Here is a 19,791-nt window from a genome sequence, read left to right on the forward strand (position 1 = left end):
ATCAATGAACCAATACTTTTATGCCTGCATCGGTGAGTGCTTTGAGCAACGCAGTGGAAGGGCCGCCCTGACCAGTAACTGGACTAGTGAAAAAATTCCAAGTTACACCATCGACTGCCTCCGTATTCAACAGCTCAGCATCTTTAGAGATTTGTAGTGCTGTGGTCGCATCAAGCGTGGTGTAACCCACCTTAGCTTCATTGGCAATGTTGCTTGGATCAAGTTGATCGACCACACGTACTCCTTGGCTTGTCTGGAAGGAAACTTGCGAACGGCCGCCTAATTCCTTGAGTGCATTTTCTCCAATCTGACCTGTTGCTCCAATGCCTGCAGGCGGGTTAGGCGAAACAATCCTGGTTGAGCTGTCAGCAGTCAAGGTATAGTAGTTACCGTTTCCACTCAAGTATATCTGATTTCCGTTGGCATCCAGCGTCCCTGTGGCCTTATAGATACCGCCGCCTGGCCCGGTCACAGTGCCATCAAGGTTTTGCGTGTATCCTTTGGGTACTGTAAAGCTCGCATCGTTAGCCGCTGGTGCCCCATCACCTACTACTTTTGTTTCACCAGACGCTAAATCGGTCGCAGGTCCTTTTGCACCAGCATTCGTACTGTTTGCGGCAACTAAATCATCTCCCAACTGAGAAGACAAATTAGCCGCCCGTGCCGCTCCTGCCATCGTAGCCAAACCGTACAGCATTTCAGCCTGCCCAACCGTAATGTTCATTTGGCTAGACAGTAACTGCGCACCGAACGTTGGTACCTGCGTTCCATTGATCAGCGTGCCAAGGCCCGCAGCACCTTGGTCTGCGGCTACCACTACGAGCGGCACACCAATACCAAGCTCAGATGTCGCTGCACCTGCGCCGGCTAAGCCAAATGCGCCACCAATTTGCAGCAAGCCCCCCGCTCGAGTACCCACTTGATAGGTGTTATCAAATTGGGTAAAGCTATCAACCGATTGATTCCCAAGAGAATAGTTGAACAATCCTGAATCGCTGACCTGCTGCCGTTCAACAGCATAACTGTCGCTATTTCCCAACGTCTCAAGCCCGCTATAAAAGTTATAGGCGGCACTGCCCACCGGAAACTCAGCCGCACAGTGTGTGGCTGCGCAGGCAGCAGCAGTTAACCGTGCTTGGGCGATATCATCTCCGCCCTGCGCTTTGATCCAGGTTTGTTGATTGTTATGCAGCAAATAGTTGTACTGCGTTGCATTCTCGGCCACAGAAGCAGCGACCGCTGGATCGCCACCCGTTACCACGGCTGCAAGAATGCCTACTAGCCCCGACAGGGCCACAAGCCTCTGTTTCCCTTCCAAAGTAGTCACGATATTAGCTGTGGCGGGATCAGGCATGACCAAGTTGGCCAATGCCTGAACCGAAGCCTCATCGGCCCCCGCTGCTAATGCACCGGTTTTAAAATCACCGCCTTGAGCGACGGAGAGCACACCTCCGAGCAATGCATGCAGACCCACCTTGCTTAATGAGCCATTGGAGAACGAGGTCCCGCCAATATCGTTCGCGAGAGTGGCGCCTCCGACGCTAATAGCCGCACCAGCCAGCGAACTGGTCAGGTTGTCTTTCAAACTTCCGCCTTCAATAGCGGTTTTCGCGACTGAATTGACTACTGAAGTCAATGCCGCTTTTTCCACTGTCTCCGTGCTGAGTATCGCGGGGTTGTAGGGGACCAAATTGCCGACTCCGGCAGAGATCCCTGCTAATGCATAACCTTTCAGGCTGGAGGAAGAGGTCACATCGTTGAACGTTGCTCCGATATTTCCGCCATTATTGATAAAACTGACCGCAGCATTGCTGGCCATCGAGGTCATGGCAGCACTCAATGCCACGTTGGCCCAACCCGCAGCCGTATACTCAGCACCAGCCGCAACAGCGTCAGCCGTTGTGGCCGCAGCCATGGCCGTACCAGACCCGGCCTCCGCGCTAGCCATCGTGCCTACTGCACTGCTGGCAGCCCCCGCCGTCAGCACTGTCACAATAATGATGATCGCCAGCATCGCGCCTTCCCCAAGGCCGGAATGGCTGTAGCTGTAGGAGTCGTGCAGTTCCTTGATCTGCCGCCAATCCACATCACCGCGTTTCTCGGCGTCCTTGAGCCAGGCCAGTTGCGGATCGGCCTGGACCATGGCATCGATGGCCTGGCTTACCGTCTGTTCGTTGACCTGCTTGACGTCGATATGCAGCCCATCGACCGCCTTGATGACGACCTGTCCTTTGGCAGTCATTTCGGTCTGCTTCAAGGTTTCGTCGGTACTACCGCTACCGCTCATGCTGGTCCAGGCCATGCCGTTGTTACTCTTGGCGTGGTCTTCCTTGTGCAGGTCCTTCACACCCTCGAAGGTGATATCCCCGCCGCTCTGCAGGGTGAGGTCCTTGCCACTCGTAAGCTTCGCCGCCTGATAGAGCTGGTCGCCGCCGCTGATCGAGCCGAGATTACCGCCGGCCGTGATCTGGCTGCCGATGTTGGTGACCTGGGTGACTTCGTCGTGTCGGGTGCTGCTACCGCCCAGCCAACCACCGCTTTCATTCTTGTCGTACAGTGTGTGATCGGTGTTCTGCGCGGCCAGGACATCCAGTTTGCCGCCAGCCACCAGATAGGCGTCATTTCCGGCATTGACCTTACTGGAGACAAGGGCCATGTCCTGGCCTGCGCTGAGCCTGATATCGCCTCCGGCATTGACGCTGGTCGCCACTTGAGCAACGTGGTCCGTTTGGTGGGTGCGGTCGTTATATTCGGAGTAAAAGTGGTTTTCATTGGCCGCAGAGGCAAGCGTCAGGTTCTCTGCTGCGGCCATGGAAACGTCGCGTTTGGCATCAATCTGGCTGGCAACCGCCGTAATGTCGCGTCCCGCGTTAAGTGTCAGGCTGCCCCCACTGTCTACGCTGCCAGCGTATTGACTGACCGTCCCGTTGCGCAGTTGATCTTGAGTTCCGTTATTTGAAGCGGTGGTCGAGAGCAGGTTGATATCGCGTCCCGCCTTGATTGCGGTATCCGCGCCACTTTGCAGAACACTACCCACGTTGTTGACGTCACGTCCGGCGCTAATGCTCAGATTGTTGGCCACTTCAATACGTGCCGCGTTGTCGACAACATCCGTTCTAAAGCTGTCCGCACCAGAGGTGCCACTAAAAGTGCTCACGCTTCGCTCGTTGATCACGTCGCCCTGGACCGCCGTCAGATTGACGTCACGCCCGGCAATGATCCCCCCAGCCATATTGGTCAGGTTGTTGCCGGCCAGCATGTCCAGACGCGCGTAGGCCTGGGTCAGACCGCTGTTGACCAGATCGTTGCCTGCCGCCGCCGACAAGGTGTTGTTGGCGTGCAGGGTGCCGCTATTGCTCAGGTCCTGGCCGGCAATCAGGTTGACATCGTTGCCCTCGATCAACGCGCCATTAGGGGCCAGGCGATTGTTGGCCTGGGCCAGGTAGAGCACCGGCACCATGACCTCTTGACCATCCACCACCTGTTTTTCCATCCAGACGATGTCATGAGTCAGGGCTGCAACCTGCTCGCTGGTGAGGCCGACGCCGTAGCTGAGGTTGAGCTGCTTCTGGCTGCTGATGGCGTTGTCCATCAGGTATTTGAACTCGGCGTCGTCCGAGGTCTGGCCGTCGATGAAACGTTGCCCCGTACGGGCCGTGACGGCCTGGTCGATCAGTCGCTGCTCATAGAGTCCGTCACCCAGACGCTTGGCGCTTTCATCCGGGTTGTAACCCAGGTTGGACAGCAGGTAATCCGAACTCATGAACTGCTTGAGGTCGGTAAGTACCGGGTTGGTTTCGATCAGATATTTCTGCGGGTTGGTCCTGGCCGAGGCGTCGGGCAAGCCCTGCACGCGAGCTAGAGACTGGGGACTATCGGCGACAGTGATCTGAGCCGGGGCCGCAAGGCCTGCCGGCACGGATTGTCGCTGGGTAGCATTGATGATCGAACCCCCAACACTCCAGGCAGGCGCAGTGCTGGTTGTTACGGCGCCCTGCCCGCTCAGACGGAACAGGCCGTTTTGCCCGCTGGGTAGGCTGAAGCCTGGTAACGTGAGTGGGTTGACCTGCTGTTGGGCAAGGTCCGGTGATAGTTGGCGATTGATATTGATGAGGGCCACTACATCACTGCCCACTTGTGTCGAGCCTACACGCGAAGCATCGCTGGAAAGCACAACACCTTGGCGAACGACACTGTTGGTGAGGTTTTGTGTTGCACTGATATTCACCGCGCCGCCGGCCTGGACTACCGCGTTGACGGAGTCTGATGAGCCGGTCGTTGTGGTATCAAAAGGCATTGCGTACTGAATCAACGCCGGTGCCTCGGTACGCACACCAGAGTTGTAGCTAGGCCGGGCGAAGTCGACCCAGAGATCCTCGTGAGGCTCAACATTCAGAGTGCCGAACCTGATAAAGGTGTCACCGTTCTTGCCGCCCGGGTGTGGCATCACCTGAATGATGGACTCGACACCAGAGCTGTTCCAGAAGTGCATATTGGGACGTGAAAACGTCGGATCACTGCCGCCGACATAACCCAAAGCACCCGAATCATAGAAGGGGTCATTGGCAGCGTTGTAAGCCATGATCGTCATCCAGGGATCCATGGCATATTTCCCCTGGCTGGGGGGAGCAACATAAGATCGCCGTACGATGTAATCGCCTACAGAGGCCCCCTGATTGGTAAAGTTCTGCAGATTAAGTGTCAGGTTGTTGCCGGCACTGAGGGTCGACTCCTGGTTGATGAGGTCACCACCGACAGCGGTAAAGTTGCGCCCGGCGGTTATGCTGGATGCAGCCGAATCCTGAGCGATCTGCGACTTGTAGTTTTCCACCCATACTAAGTAGCCATCACTAGCGGATGAGAGGAAGTTATGATCGATATCAGAGCAGTAGTAACACTGCACCCCGATATAGCCGGACACCAGACCGCCCGTGGCCTGGAACACATCCTTGCGATTCTCGATATGACTGGCCGACAGGCTCAGATCACCGCCGCTTTCCATCGTCGAGGAGATGTTGTTGATCGATGAACTCAGACCGTTGCTGTCATCCTTGGCAATGCTGAGGTTGCCAAAGCTGTACACATCCGCATAACGGTTGGTGAACACATCGGTGCGCAACGCCATGTCGCCGCCGCTGAAGATCAGACTGTTCTGGTTCAGCAGGTTCGGTGCGCTCAGCAGCAGGTTGCCGTTGCTGCCCAGGGTCCCGTAGTTGTTGATTGAACCGGCACTGACGCTCATCCCTCCAGCCGACGTGATGCGACCATAGCTGTTCAGCGGACCAGCGACACTGATCGTGGTATCGCCGCCGCCGGCTATGCTCGCACTACTGCTCAAGTTCACCTGTGCGGCACTCAGACCCAGGGTACTCAAGCTGGTGTAGCGTCCATTACCGCCGTAGCTGCCACTCAGATTCAGGCTGGCCGTACCATCACTGGCTATCAGCCCGTCGTTGTTCCAGTTGCCGCCGTTGCCGATCAGGCTGCTAGACGCCAGCAGTTGACCGCCCGCCGTCTGGTTGAGGGTATTGACGTTCAGCGTCAACCGACCGGCCTGGATCACGCTGCTATTGGTCCAGTTGTCGGCAGTGAGGGTCAGGCCACCACGAGTGACAAAACTGCCGCCCGCGTTGGTAATGTTGGCCGTCGCGGTATCGAAGGTGCCGGTACCGGTATGCAGCACACTGCCGCCCTGGTTCAGGAAGCTGCCAACGCCCAGGGTCAGGTCGCTGTTGGCGGTTTCCAGCTTGCCGTTGCTGTTGTCGAACAGCCCGCCAATCTGGAATTCGGTCTTGCCGCTGCCGCCCAGTGCTCGCAACTGGCCGGTCTGGTTATCCAGGCTCGCGGCGGTAATCGCCAGGGTGCTGCCACTTTCGATAATGCCCAGGCGGTTGTTCAGAGCGCCCGCGAGATTCAGGCTGATCTGGTTGCCGCCGATCTGCCCATCGCTGTCACCGCTGTTGTCGAAGTTATGGCCCGTGACCTGGACCAAGCCCTTGGCATAAACGCCGCCATTGCGGTTATCAAAATCCCCCGCCCCGGTGGCGATCAGCGCATCACCGGTTTGCGCGGTGAGATGACCACCGTAGTTGTCGATACCACCCCAGGCTTGCAGGTCCAGACGCTGGGCCTGAATCTGGCCGCCTTGGCCGTTGTTGTTGAGGTCGTAGCCGTTTTTCAGCACGCCGACAACGCGAGCCTGCAGCGCCCCCGCGATGCTGGACAGCAGGCCGCCACGGCTGTCGATGTTCGCCGCGTTGAGGGTCAGATCACCGTTCTGGGCGATGACCTTACCGCTCTGGTTGTCGATATCGCCGCTGACATCGAGGTTGACCGAGCCCATCCCTTGCAACGAACCTTTGCCGTTGCCGAGGCTGGCGGCGCTCAGTTGCAGGTCGGCGTTACGACTGGCGATCAAACCGCCATTGCCGTTCTGCACCGTACCGGTCGAGGTGACCAACAGCTTGTCACCGGAGCCGATGGTGCCGCTGTTGCTGTTATCCAGGCCGCCGGTGAGCAAGGTCAACAGACCCTGGCTGGAGAGTTGACCGCCCTGGTTTTTGACCTGGGTGGAACGCTGAACCAGCAGTGGGCCGACGGCGGAGAGCTTGCCATTGGTATTGGTCAGCGTACCCAGCAGATCCAGGGTAACGGCAGCACCACCGCTAAGCGTGCCGTTGCTGTTATCGAAGTCGGTACCGGTGAAGGTCAGCGCCTGTTGTACGTTGATCGTGCCGCTGCTGGTCAACGCCATCGTGTTCAGGGCCAGGGTCGCACCGCTGTCGATCAGGCCGCCCTGGGCGTTGTTCAGCAGGCCGCTGACGGTCAGCGATTGCCCCGCCCCGCTGGAAAGGATGCCCTTGTTGCTGTTGTCGATACTGGCCGCGTTGACCGTCAAGGTCTGCTGGCTGGCCAGTGCGCCGGCATTGCTGTTGAGCAAGGCACCGCTGAGGGTCACACCGACGTTGCCGCTACGGCTGGAAACCGTACCGCTGTTGCGGTTGTCCACGCTGCTGCCCGTGAGTGTCACACCCTGCCAGCCGGAGAGCAGACCACCGTTCTGGTTGATCAGGTCAGTGGCCGTCAGGCTCAGCAGATTGTTGCTGATCAGTTGACCGCCGTTGCTGTTATCCAGGGTCCGCGCTGTCAGGTTGAGGCTCTGCGTGCTGGAGAGCGTACCGCCCTGATTATTCAGGTCGCGCAGGTGATTGATCGTCAGGTTGCCGGCCGTGGTGATCTGGCCTGCGGCGTTGTTCAAGTCGCCCGTTGCCGCACCGAAATCAAGGGCAATGGCGCTGCCCAGCAAGCTACCGCCCTGGTTGTTGATCCCGGCGCTGCTGATGGTCAGGCCACTGGTGGCGTTGATCAGTCCTTGATTCTGGTTGGTGAGCTGACCACCAACGGTCAGCCCCAGATCAGCGCGACTGGTGAGGGTACCGCCCGTGTTGTCCAGGCTGCCCGCCTGCGCATCAACCGAAGCGGCCGAAATCATGCCCTTGATATTGCTCAGCGCCTGGTCGATACGCAGGGTCAGGGCCTGGTTGCTGAGCAACTTGCCGTTGTCGTTGCTCAGGCTTTCAGCAGCAAAGGTGTAGGCCTGGGCGCTGGAGATTTCACCGCCCTGGTTGTTCACGCCCTTGAGGTTGTTCAGCACCAGCAATGGTGCGTTGATATAGCCGTTCTGGTTGTTCAACTGGCCGTGATTGAGGTCCAGGGTCAGGGCGCTGGTGCTGAACAGCTGGCCGCCTTGCTGGTCCAGGCCACTGACACTGGCGGTCAAGGCATGGCTGCTGGCAATGCTGCCGCCGTCCTGGTTGGTCACCTGCCCTGCGTTCAGATTCAGAGTGTCGTTGCTGCTTAGACGACCGCCGTGGCTGTTATCAAAAGTACCGGTCGTGACCCGGGTTGCGCCCTTGCCGGTCAGCACGCCACTCTGACTGTTGTCGAGGCTCGCGCTGGTGAGACCCAGGGTGGTGTCAGTTGCGATCGTGCCACCCTGGTTGACCACCGCCCCGTTACTGGTCACTGTCAGGGCAGTGCCACTGGAGAGATTGCCGCCGCTGTTGTCGAGACTGCCGACGTTGAGACTCAGACTGCCGTCACTGGCGATCAGGCCCTTGAGGTTGCTCAGTGCACCGTCCAGGGTAACGACCACAGCGGATTGACCGCTGAGCGTGCCACCGCTGTTGTCCAGGCTGCTGCCATTGAGTGTGGTGGTGCCCGCCTTGCCGAGTAGCTGACCGCCGTTGCGATTGGTGACTGCCGCGACGCTCACGTGCAGATCGGTGTCGGCCAGGACCTTGCCGTTGTCGTCGTTGTTGAGTTGCTGGCCCACCAGGGTCACGGCCTGGGTGCTGGACAGCTCGCCACCCCGGTTATCGATCTGTCCGACGGTGAGGGTGGTGCCTTTGACGCCTCCGATCAGGCCGGCGTGTGTGTTATCGAGACTATTGCCGCTCAGGCTCAGATTGCCTTGACTGACCAGCACACCCGCCTGGTTGCCCAAGGTCTGGACCGTGCCGGAAAGATCGCCCTGGCTGGAGATCGTGCCGGCGCCATTCTCAAGGTTATCGACCGTCAGGTTGAGCGTACCGTCCGTACTGAGCTGGCCGTTACTGTTGACCAGATGGCCCAAGGTGGCCGTAAGCGCGGTCGAACTGTTGATCAGGCCGCCCAGGCCGTTGAGCGCCGTATCAACGGTCAGGTTTAGTTGCCCGGCACTCAGTACCCGGCCCTTGTTCTGGTTGTCGAGGGTGCCTGCGGTGACGGTGGTTTGCCGCTGCCCACTCAAGGTCCCGCCCTGGTTGCCAAGGGTTTGCGTGGCCGTGACGCTCAAGTCGCGACTGGCAATCACGCTCTGCCCGTTGTTGACAATGTTCTGCGCCGTGACGCTGACGTCCCCCGTGGTATTGCGCGAGTTATCGGCATTGACCCCGGCCTCGATGATGCCGTGATTGCTCAACTGACCGCCGCTGTTGAGGGTGATGCTGTCCCTGGCCGCCAGGTTGTTCTGGCTATTCAGATCCCCCGTGGTCTGCACGTTCAAGCTGCTGCCGGCGTAGACCGGACCTTGCGCATCCAGGCTGGCGGCCTTCACATTGACGGCGCCGCTGGCGGTGGCCTGGGCCAGGCTCAGTTGGCCGTTGGCATCGAGCTGGATATCGCCGCCACTGGCGGCCAGATTGCCGGCCAGTTTGACCCCGACCCCGGCTTCGGTACCCACCAGCTTGATGGCGCCGGCATACATGCCGCCCAGTACCGAGGAGTCGATGGCCACTTGTGGCTTGGTGCTGCCGTCGTCGGCACGCGCTGTGGCCTTGAGAGTTTGGGCGTCGACATCGTTACGGCCAGCGATAACGGTCAGTTGCTTGGCGTTGATCTGCGCGTTGATGGTGGCGGCACGGGTGATGATTTCAAACTGGTCGATATTGCTGGCATTCAGGCCTGCGCCGTCGATGGACACACTGCCCTGGTCGACCTGATACCCCGTGACCTGACCGTTTGTGATGACGGCCTTGCCGGTGGTCAACGTGGCCTGCGGCGTGTTGATAAAGCCGCAGCCGTTACAACTGATGCCATACGGGTTGGCCACGATCACATGGGCGGACTGCCCCGCCACTTCGGTGTAACCACGTAACTGGCTCGGGCTGCCGCCATTCACTTCATTGAGGATGACGTTGGCCGCAGCACCATTGAAATTCGGGTTGCCGAGAATGATCCCGCCCAGTTGCGTGGACTGGGTTCTATTCGTGGCGTTGTTGAGAATGACCCCATTGGCCCCGACGTTGTAGTCGCTGAACTGGTTGTGCGACAGCCCCTGGGCATTCGGCGCGGCGATATTGACGATGGGGACGCCATTACCCGCCTGACCAAGGGTCGTCCCCGGCGCGTTGACCACGATCCCATCCGCCTGGGCCAGCAACGGCTGCCAGAACATCGCGTTAGCCAGAATGAACGCCAACCCGCGCTTGGGCAGTCCCCAAAAATGCTCACGGTTTTTCAGGGCAGCAGAAGGCTGGCGGGCCAGGAAGACAAGCTGACGAACGTCCATGTCGAGATCTCGATACATCGCAGGCGACAAGGCGCCCTTCAGATGGCGCTATGCCATCAACCGGCGGCGATACTAGGACGCCAATCCAATGGCGTCAATTTGTCCAACGTTAAATATTTTCAAAATATTTCAAAGCGTTGCGCTGGCCGGCAAGGCCACTTCGCCAAAATGTACGGTAATCCATTGATAAGTATCGATTTCAATACCAAACTAGGCCGACCTCTCGCCCAGCGCCTGGTCAAGCCGCCGCCATTGCCTGCGTCAAGGAATCCGCGCATGTCCACACTTGAAATCATCGCCGTCCTGGTTAATGTCCTCGGCGTCTGGCTCACCGCCCGGCGCATTCGCTGGTGCTGGCCGGTCAGCGTCGTTGCCGTGCTGCTATACGCCTGGATCTTCTACGACGCCAAGCTGTATTCCGATACGCTGCTGCAAGGCATTTTCGCCGTATTGCAGGGTTATGGCTGGTGGCGCTGGAGCCAGGGCGGGCTGAGCGAGGGCAAGGTCCATGTGGCCCGGTTGTCCTTGCGCGAAGGCTTGCTCGGCCTGCTCTGTGGAGCCGTGGGCGCGGTGCTGCTGGGGGGACTGATGGTCCGCTTTACCGATGCGGCGGTGCCGTGGGTCGACGCCTCGCTCACCGCCTTCAGCCTGGTGGCCAGTGTCTGGGCGGCGCGCAAGTATGTCGCCAGCTGGTGGCTGTGGATCGTGCTGGACGTGATCTACGTCGGCCTGTTCCTGTTCAAGGACCTGCAACTGACGGCCGCGCTGTACGCCGGCTTCGTGGTGCTGGCGATCTATGGCCTGCGGGCCTGGCAGCAGGACCTGAAGTCCCAGGAACAGCCAGGGCCGGTGGACTCGACGAGCGGCGAGCTGATTCGTTAGTGTAGAGACCCAGCGCCGCACGCCGAGAACCGAATGCCTCCAGGGGCGCCTGCTGCGCGAGCGTTTTTCGCGGGTGCAGTCGCGTTGCGAGCTGGAGATGCATATCGGCACGGTCAACGAGGAACAGGCGCAGTTGCTGCAACTGTCGACGGGTTCCGCCAGCGTCTACCTGGAGCGGCTGAACTTCGGCGAAGCGAACCAGCCGGTGGAGTTCGACCAGGAATTCTGGCGACCCGATGCGTTGTCGATCGTGATGGAGACACGGTATCCGGGGACAGGCGCTTGAATCCCTCTATTACAAAGGCTCAGTGCACTGGACAACAGTTCTCCGGCCTGCCGCTGACGCCCTAAAGTTATTTGTGTCGTCGTCGATACACTCCTGTACATAGAATAATTCTCTTGCCCCAGGAGGTTCCATGACAGGGATATCGTCGATCAATGTTTTGACGCTGAACCCTTCCCAGCTTGTCGGTAATACGCCGGCTGGCGCCCAGCCTGTCGAAACAACCGCGGCTGTTTCCGCACCGGCGTCCACCGTGCTTCTCGGCCAGAACAACGTGGTCGAAATCAATACCTACAATGCCCGTGGAACCTTGCCTAACGCCGCGCAGGCACCTACCTGGGAAAGCAGCCCGCTGGACAAGGTGTCGTTCACGATGGGCGGCAACCTCAGCAATAGCTCCAACTCCAACGCCGCCCGCTTTGCCGGCTTGGGTGCCGCGCTGATGTCACAGTTGGCCGACGGCAAAAAGAACATCTCGCAATCGGTTGTCCAGCAGTCCGACATCAGACCGCTCAACGCCGCCGGGATCGCCGCTGCACAGTCCAAGCTGCACAGCAGCAATGCCGACAGCACGATCAGCCTGACCCTCAAGACCGCCAGCGGTAAAACCGTGACCTTGAGCCTGGCGAACCAGAACGATGGAATGGCCGTGCAGGCCCAGGTGGAAGGCGGCGACCTCACGGCTGAAGAGAGTGCGGCCCTGGCCAAGATGGCCAAAGGTTTCCAGGCGGCAATCGACGGTTTGACCGCCGAACCGCCTCAACTGAAGCTGGATGCCCTGACCCAGTTCGACTCGAAGGTATTTTCCTCGGTCGACCTGAGCACCAAGCTCAAGATTGACGACAAAAACAACCAGACCCTCGAGTTCCACGCCGACAGCCAGAAACGCTCGGTCAGCATGAGCGGCCCTTCAGGTGATCTGCAACTGTCCGTGGACCTGAAGAGCCAGGCGATTCTCGGCAATCCCATCCAACAGGCCAAGGCCCTGCAGAGCTACCTCAAGCAGATTGATGCCGCAGCCGCCCGAGGTCACGCCGATCGCGACATGATGTCGATGTTCAAGGATGCGTTCTCCTCCCTGAACAGCAACTATCCCGTCAACAGTGCGACCTCCACGCCGGCAACCGTCGATCCACTCGCCCCCACCAATCTGGATCGCAAGCTGTTGACCGGCCTGGCGGATTTCTCCGCGTCGATGACGCAGGCAAGCCAGGCGAGCAACCCGATGCGTCCCAGCGAGCGGGATACCTTTGCTTATAACCTGTCCCAGACCACTCAACTCAAGGGCAATGATTCGCAGAATCGCTCCATTGAGCAGAACCAGCAATCGAACCTGACCGCCAGCTATCACCAGGCGCTGTCCACGGGCCAGAAGCTGAAGCTGAGCAGCAACGCGGACTCGCAGAACTACCTGTTCTACCAGATCAGCGACAACGCCAGCAGCCAGACCAATATCGCTTACAAAGACGGTAAGTTGACCAATGCGGCGGTGACCCAGTCGGCCAGCCAATCCACAAATATCTTCAAATACGTGATGGGGCACCTGGTGGATCACACCTCAACCCCCGTCAACACATCGAAAACCCAGAGTTTCATGGCCGTGCTGGAACGGGCGTTGCACCCGGACAAGACGGACAAGACGCCAGAGGGCGCCGCGCGCTTGAAGGAACTCCTGGACGGTCTCCAGGACAAGGTACTGCTGGATTCGTACCCGAAAAAACTCAACAGCTGATCCAGGGGGTCAGCTTGACCCCTGTCACCTGGGCAAGAGGGCGGGTATTTACCCGCCCTCTTGCCGTGGATTTACCCGCGATACTCCTGACCCGTCCTCGGCGGTAAGGTTGGGGCATATAGATGCCGCCCCCCCTCAATCCGGATATCCGAATATGAAAAACTTCGCATTCAAAGCAGCCATGCCCGCTGTGTTGATGCTGGCCGTCCTCAGCGCTTCTTTCTCGGCACCGACGATGGCCGCGAGAAGTTCTGACGCTGTCTCCCAAACGGCCGCCCGTCACGCCAAAAAATACGAAGACCTGGTAGAGAAGCGGATCAACGAACTGCGCGCCAAACTGAAGATCACCGACAAGCAGTCCGCCCAGTGGGACGCCTATGCGAAAACCATGCGTGACAATGCGCACGGTACCGACAAGGCCTACCTGGATCAGGCGCAGAAGCTGCCCTCATTAAATGCCGATGAGGCGATGCAGTCCTATGCCAGGCTGGCACAGATGCACGCGGACAATCTGCACAAGCTTGCCACTTCGTTCAGCGCGCTGTACGGCACGCTGTCCGCCGACCAGAAAAAAACCGCCGATAAACTGTTTCGCAGCGAGCGCGGGGAGCGGCACGAAGTCGCGGATAGATTTCATTGATGCGCAAAGAGTCCCAGTGGACACCGAGCCTATTGGCGATCAACCACTCATGTGTGCCGAGCGCTTTGAGCGAGGGTAACGTCGCAATCCAGCCGTTCACGCAAGAACTCGATCAGCGCCCGCACCGGTCGAGAGCCCTGGCGATGCTGCGGATAAACTGCCGATAACGCCAACGGTTCAGGACAGAAGTCAGCCAGTACCGGCACCAGCCGCCCATCCCTCAAGGCCGAATCGACAATGAAGGTCGGCAAATAGGTAATACCCATGCCGGCGATGGCGGCGTCCTTGAGCAACTCACCATTGTTGACCCGCATCCGTCCCGTGACATTGACGATCAATGGCTTGCCCTGCCCTTCGAAACGCCATTGCACCTGGCGGCCATGGCCGTAAGGCAGGCAGTCATGGGCCTGCACATCCTCGGGTTTGACCGGGGTGCCGCGCTCGGCCAGGTAAGCGGGACTGGCGCAATACACCCGCTGGATGGACCCGATACGCCGGGCAATCAGCGTCGAGTCTTCCAGCACCCCGATACGCAATGCCAGGTCGTAACCCTCACCGAGTAAATCTACCGGTCGGTCGCTGAGATCCACTTCAACCGTGACGTCGCAATAGCGCTGCAAGAAAGCCGGCAACACCTCGCTCAAATGCGCCATCGCAAACGACAGTGGAGCGCTCAGGCGAACAGTGCCACGGGGCTCTACCGTCTGACCGGCGATGCCCTGCTCCACTTGCTCGACCTCACTGAGCAGGCGCAAAGCCGACTCGTAATAACTCTGCCCCAGGGGCGTCATGTCCAGCCGCCGGGTCGAGCGATTGATCAGTCGCACGCCCAGACGTTCCTCCAGTTGCATCAGACGCCGGCTGACAAACTGCTTGGACAGGCCCAACTGATCCGCCGCTGCGGTGAAGCTGCCGGAGTCCATGACCTGGCAAAAAATACGCATATCTTCGAACGGGTTCATTGTCACTCTCTGGTTGACAGCCAAACACGTTATAGCGACTTTTTCCTTTTTTGACAGCCCATTAATCGGTGATGAGACCTTGATTGAAAGGCCCGCTGGGTGACTGCAGAAACGTTGATCCAAAAAAATGCCCGCACAGTGGCGGGCATTCATTCGAACCAGCAGTGCACCAGAACTTATCTGGAGGTCAGGGCCGAATAGCTGTTCATCAAGTTGCGATAATTCGGAATGCGCGGCGACAACAGGTTCGCCAGGCCTTCCATGTCGTTGCGCCAGTCGCCTTGCAGCTCGCAGGCTACCGAGAACCAGTTCACCAGTTGCGCACCCGCCGCCGTCATCCGTGCCCATGCCGCCTGCTGCACGGTTTCGTTAAACGTGCCCGACGCGTCGGTGACCACAAACACTTCAAAGCCTTCCGCCAGGGCAGACAAGGTCGGGAACGCCACACACACGTCGGTCACCACACCGGCAATGATCAGTTGCTTGCGACCGGTCGCCTTTACCGCCTTGACGAAGTCGGCGTTGTCCCAGGCATTGATCTGGCCAGGGCGTGGAATGTACGGCGCATCCGGGAAGAGCTCCTTGAGCTCCGGCACCATCGGGCCGTTCGGGCCGTTTTCAAAGCTGGTGGTCAGGATGGTCGGCAGTTTGAAGAACTTGGCCAGGTCTGCCAGCGCCAGTACGTTGTTCTTGAATTCGTTGGGTGAGAAATCCTGCACCAGCGAGATCAGCCCGGTCTGGTGATCGACCAACAGCACAACGGCATCATCTTTGTTCAGACGCTTGTACGGAACGTTGCTCATGTAAAAACTCCTTGGTGGATGGATATTGCACAGGGATGCCGACGGCTTTGGCCGGCATTTTTTTGATCGTCAGAAAGCAAAACACGAGCAGCCGAACGCGCCCCAGAACCCCTGGAAGTCACTGACCGGTGCGTTCGACAGACGCGCCCGCTCATGGCTGTGGGAGTGAACGGCACAGGGTCCGCTGCAATGGTGAACCTGAGCCTGCATCGGCGACGTCGGGCGCCAATGACCAGGAACCTTGGCTACCGGCGACCAGTCCGGCAGCACTGGCACGCTGGCTGGCCCGAGCTTTTCGAAGTCCCCGGCGGCATACACCACCTTGCCGCCGACCACGGTCAACAGCGACTCGATCCACTTGATGGCCTCTTCTTCGACCTGGAAGAAATCCGCGGTCAGGGCGACAACGTCTGCCAGTTGCCCGACCTTGATCTGGCCTTTCTTGCCCTGCTCGGAAGAGAACCAGGCGCTGCCATGGGTGAAGAGCTCCAGTGCGGTCTGCCGGGAAAGCCCTTCGCGGTGCAATTCCATGCCGCCCACGGTACGCCCGCTGACCATCCAGTACAGTGAGGTCCACGGGTTGTAGCTGGAAACCCGCGTGGCATCGGTGCCCGCGCCGACAGGGACACCCTCGGCCAGCATCCGTTTGATCGGCGGCGTGGCTTCGGCAGCCTTGGCGCCATAACGCTCGACGAAGTATTCGCCCTGGAACGCCATGCGGTCCTGAATCGCAATACCGCCGCCCAACGCCCTCACCCGCTCGATGTTCTGCGGGGTAATGGTTTCAGCGTGATCGAAGAACCAGGGCAAGCCATTGAATGGAATGTCGCGATTGACCTTCTCGAACACATCGAGCATGCGGCTGATGGATTCGTTGTACGTCGCATGCAAACGGAACGGCCAACGTTGCTCCACCAGATGGCGGACAACCGGTTCCAGCTCTTCTTCCATGGTCTGCGGCAGGTCCGGGCGCGGTTCGAGGAAGTCTTCGAAGTCGGCGGCGGAGAACACCAGCATCTCCCCGGCACCGTTGTGCCGCAAATAGTCGTCGCCCTGGTGCAAGGTGACGCTGCCGGTCCAGTTCTTGAAATCGCTCAGTTCTTCCTTGGGCTTCTGGGTGAACAGGTTGTAGGCGATGCGAATGGTCAGTTGCTGGTCCTTGGCCAACTGCTCGATCACCGCGTAGTCATCCGGGTAATTCTGGAAACCGCCACCGGCATCGATAGCGCTGGTCAGGCCGAGACGGTTGAGTTCACGCATGAACTGGCGAGTCGAGTTGACCTGATACTCCAGGGGCAGCTTTGGTCCCTTGGCCAGGGTCGAGTAAAGAATCATCGCATTGGGTCGCGCCACCAACATGCCCGTCGGGTCGCCTTTGGCATCGCGGACAATCTCGCCGCCCGGCGGGTTCGGCGTATCACGGGTGTAGCCGGCGACCCGTAGCGCAGCGCGATTGAGCAAGGCGCGGTCGTACAAGTGCAAGACGAATACCGGTGTGTCCGGTGCGGCCTGGTTGAGTTCTTCCAGGGTCGGCATACGCTTTTCGGCAAACTGGAATTCGTTCCAGCCGCCCACCACCCTCACCCATTGCGGCGTCGGCGTGCGGTCGGCCTGCTCCTTGAGCATGCGCAGGGCATCGGCCAGGGAAGGCACACCCTCCCAGCGCAGCTCCAGGTTGTAGTTCAAGCCACCACGGATCAGGTGCAGGTGCGAGTCGTTGAGGCCAGGGATGACGCAACGGCCCTTGAGGTCGATGACCTGGGTACTCGAACCGCGCAAGGCCATGGCTTCGGCATCCGTGCCCACCACCACAAAGCGGCCATCGTGGATCGCCACCGCACTGGCGAGGGGCTTGGCACGGTCAACCGTGTGGAATTGACCATTGAACAAAATCAGATCGGCGTTCATCGCGTTTCCTCGGACAAAGTGGAATGAGACGGGGCGGCAGTCAACCAGGGGGCAAACAGTCGGGTCGCCAGGGGCATGAACAGGTACACCACCGAGAGCACGATGGTCAGGGTGATCAGGAAGGTGGAGATCAGGTAATTGGAGAGGAACGCGTCGAGCCGCAGTACCGGTCCCCAGATCAGCGGCACCAGCAGGGTGTGCGGCAGGATCACCATCAATGTCAGCACCGCCTGCTTCCAACGCGGGGGTGGTGAGGTGGCATCCGCCGGCGGTGAAAACCAGAACGCATTGACTGGATGGACCTCGGTCCGATCACCGTCGGCGAGCATCGGGGCGGCTTCGTTGACCAGCTCCAGCCGCTGCGGCGAATCAAGCCAGCGCTGCATCGCCTCGGTGGAGCAGAAGCGCAGCACGCAGGTGAACAGGTCGAGACCGGCACTTCTGCCACGAATCACGTCCACGCCCAAATGCCCCTCGCGCTGCCCGGCAATGCCGACAATACGCCGTAGCCAAGCTTCATAGGGGGCCTCAAAGCCGACCTTGACCCGGTGTTTGACGATCAGTGTCACGACTTCATCAGCCCCCCGCACCGGGCGACCGACGGGATCGAGGCGATTGGAATCAGGCATGATACGAAGCTCCGGTGAGAGGATCAGGGATGTTCAACGGTTCAGACATGTACTGGCTGATCCGCGAACGTAACCAGCGCTCCGCCGGATCGTTGTCGTGCACGCCACTCCAGGCCATCGACAGTTGCGCCGCTTCGATGGGGAACGGCGGTTCTTCCGCTCTCAAGGCACCGCCTTCAACCAAGGCGCAAGCCGCGTAGTCGGGCACCGTGGCGATCATTTCGGTACCGGCGAGCATCGCCCGCAAACCACTGAACTGCGGAACCCCCAGCACCACACGCCGGGTACGGCCGACCTTGGCCAGGTCGAGATCGATATTGCCGCTCAGGTCGCCGGAAAACGACACCATGGCGTGGGGTCGCTGACAGTATTCATCGAGCGTCAGCTGACCGGGGCGATTGTCACCGCGCAACACTTTGCAGGCGATATCACGCAGCCTCTTGCGCTTGGCGTTGGCCGGCAACTCGGTGGTGTAACTGACCCCGACGGAGATTTCCCCGGATGCCAGCAAAGCCGGCATCAACAGATAATTGGCCCGACGCACCACCACAACGACCGCCGGCGCCTCCTCCTGCAACTGCCGGAGCAATGGCGGAAACAAACCGAACTCGGCATCGTCCGAAAGGCCGATGCGAAACACCTCGCAGCTGGTTGCCGGGTCAAACGCCTTGGCCCGGCTGACCGCCCCCGAAATGGTGTCCATCGCCGGTTGCAGCTCTTTGAGGATCGCCAAGGCCCGCGCCGTCGGCTCCATCCCACGACCGTTGCGCAGCAGCAGCGGGTCGTCGAACAGATCCCGCAGGCGTCCCAGCGCGGCGCTCACGGCCGGCTGCCCCATGAACAGTTTTTCAGCCACTCGGGTCAGGTTCTTTTCGAACATCAGGGCCTCGAAAATCACCAACAGGTTCATGTCGACGCGACGCAGATCGTTACGGTTCATCAGTACGCGCTCACAAGCAATCAACCCTTGAGGAACGCCAGCAGATCGGCGTTGAGTTGATCCTTGTGGGTGTCGGTCAGACCATGGGGGGCACCGGGATAGACCAACAGCTTCGAGCCTTTGATCAGTTTGGCCGAGGCGATGCCGGCGGCCTCGATCGGCACGATCTGATCAGCGTCGCCATGCACCACCAGGGTCGGCACGTCGAACTTCTTCAGGTCTTCGGTGAAGTCGGTTTCCGAGAACGCCTTGATGCAGTCATAGGCGCTTTTGTGGCCAGCCATCATCCCTTGCATCCAGAACCAGTCGATCATGCCCTGCGAAGGTTGGGCACCCGGCTTGTTGAAACCAAAGAACGGCCCGCTGGCGACATCCTTGTACAACTGCGAACGGTCGGCCAGGGAGCCCTGGCGCAGGCCGTCGAACACCTCGATCGGCAAACCGCCCGGGTTGGCTTCGGTCTTGAGCATCAGCGGTGGCACCGAAGAAATCAGTCCCGCTTTGGCGACCCGTCCGGTACCGTGACGACCGATGTAGCGCGCCACTTCGCCACCGCCGGTGGAGAAACCGAACAGCACCACGTTATTCAGGTCCAGCAACTCGATCAATTGGGCCAGGTCGTCGGCGTAGGTGTCCATTTCATTGCCAAACCAGGGTTGGCTGGAGCGGCCATGGCCACGACGGTCATGAGCGATAACCCGATACCCCCTGGAGGCCAGGAAGATCATCTGCGCCTCCCAGCTGTCGGCATTCAGCGGCCAGCCGTGGCTGAAGACGATGGGCTGACCGGTACCCCAGTCCTTGTAGTAGATCTCGGTACCGTCACGGGTGGTAAATGTGCTCATGGCGATTGCTCCTCGGGGTTGTCGTTGCAAGAAGGCTGAGCTTTGCGTTGAACTTGAAGGATTGGATTTTTGAACGTAGAACGGGCACAGGACGAGTTAAACGTTGTTAATTTTCC

At 59.5% G+C, this 19,791-nt stretch carries 11 protein-coding genes; 4 read left to right on the top strand and 7 right to left on the bottom strand.

The features are described from left to right. Position 1 precedes the first annotated feature (1 nt). Entirely contained in the window at positions 2-10,051 is a 10,050-nt protein-coding gene (locus tag M5C71_RS03305) for a filamentous hemagglutinin N-terminal domain-containing protein (RefSeq protein WP_248767181.1), read from the bottom strand. A 276-nt stretch (positions 10,052-10,327) separates the two neighbouring features. On the opposite strand from M5C71_RS03305, the gene pnuC reads away from it, so the two are divergent. The 4 genes from pnuC (at position 10,328) to M5C71_RS03325 (ending at position 13,588) form a co-directional block, all read left to right on the top strand. Further along, entirely contained in the window at positions 10,328-10,933 is a 606-nt protein-coding gene (gene pnuC / locus M5C71_RS03310; protein WP_248767182.1) for a nicotinamide riboside transporter PnuC, read from the top strand. Between the two features lie 52 nt (positions 10,934-10,985). Continuing rightward, the gene (locus M5C71_RS03315; RefSeq protein ID WP_283093928.1) at positions 10,986-11,219 is read left to right on the top strand and encodes a UTRA domain-containing protein; all 234 of its coding nucleotides are present in this window, start codon (positions 10,986-10,988) and stop codon (positions 11,217-11,219) included. A 130-nt stretch (positions 11,220-11,349) separates the two neighbouring features. Further along, positions 11,350-12,948 carry a lactate dehydrogenase gene (locus M5C71_RS03320; protein WP_248767184.1) on the top strand — a complete coding sequence of 533 codons (1,599 nt, stop codon included), beginning with the start codon at positions 11,350-11,352 and terminating at the stop codon, positions 12,946-12,948. A gap of 154 nt (positions 12,949-13,102) precedes the next feature. After that, positions 13,103-13,588 (top strand): Spy/CpxP family protein refolding chaperone, encoded by a 486-nt coding sequence (locus M5C71_RS03325; RefSeq protein WP_152740396.1) that lies wholly within the window; start codon positions 13,103-13,105, stop codon positions 13,586-13,588. 47 nt (positions 13,589-13,635) lie between these two features. On the opposite strand, the gene M5C71_RS03330 is transcribed toward M5C71_RS03325, so the two are convergent. The 6 genes from M5C71_RS03330 to M5C71_RS03355 form a co-directional block, all read right to left on the bottom strand. After that, entirely contained in the window at positions 13,636-14,550 is a 915-nt protein-coding gene (locus tag M5C71_RS03330; protein WP_248767185.1) for a LysR family transcriptional regulator, read from the bottom strand. Between the two features lie 176 nt (positions 14,551-14,726). Next, on the bottom strand, positions 14,727-15,353 hold the full coding sequence (gene ycaC / locus M5C71_RS03335; protein WP_103496609.1) for an isochorismate family cysteine hydrolase YcaC: 627 nt from the start codon (positions 15,351-15,353) through the stop codon (positions 14,727-14,729). A gap of 69 nt (positions 15,354-15,422) precedes the next feature. Beyond that, a complete protein-coding gene (locus M5C71_RS03340; RefSeq protein ID WP_103496610.1) occupies positions 15,423-17,261 on the bottom strand; it encodes an amidohydrolase in 1,839 nt (612 codons plus the stop codon). Then, positions 17,258-17,890, bottom strand: a complete 633-nt coding sequence (locus M5C71_RS03345; RefSeq protein WP_248767186.1) for an antibiotic biosynthesis monooxygenase — start codon at positions 17,888-17,890, stop codon at positions 17,258-17,260. Before M5C71_RS03345 ends, M5C71_RS03340 begins: the two co-directional genes overlap by 4 nt. Then, positions 17,883-18,830, bottom strand: coding sequence for a LysR substrate-binding domain-containing protein (locus M5C71_RS03350; RefSeq protein ID WP_103496612.1), 948 nt, complete (start codon positions 18,828-18,830; stop codon positions 17,883-17,885). The genes M5C71_RS03345 and M5C71_RS03350 overlap by 8 nt, the downstream gene beginning before the upstream one ends. 20 nt (positions 18,831-18,850) lie before the next feature. Further along, positions 18,851-19,675 carry an alpha/beta hydrolase gene (locus tag M5C71_RS03355; RefSeq protein ID WP_248746017.1) on the bottom strand — a complete coding sequence of 275 codons (825 nt, stop codon included), beginning with the start codon at positions 19,673-19,675 and terminating at the stop codon, positions 18,851-18,853. Between the last annotated feature and the right edge of the window lie 116 nt (positions 19,676-19,791).

Source organism: Pseudomonas sp. MWU12-2345 (genome assembly GCF_023242385.1).
GTDB lineage: Bacteria > Pseudomonadota > Gammaproteobacteria > Pseudomonadales > Pseudomonadaceae > Aquipseudomonas > Aquipseudomonas gingeri_D.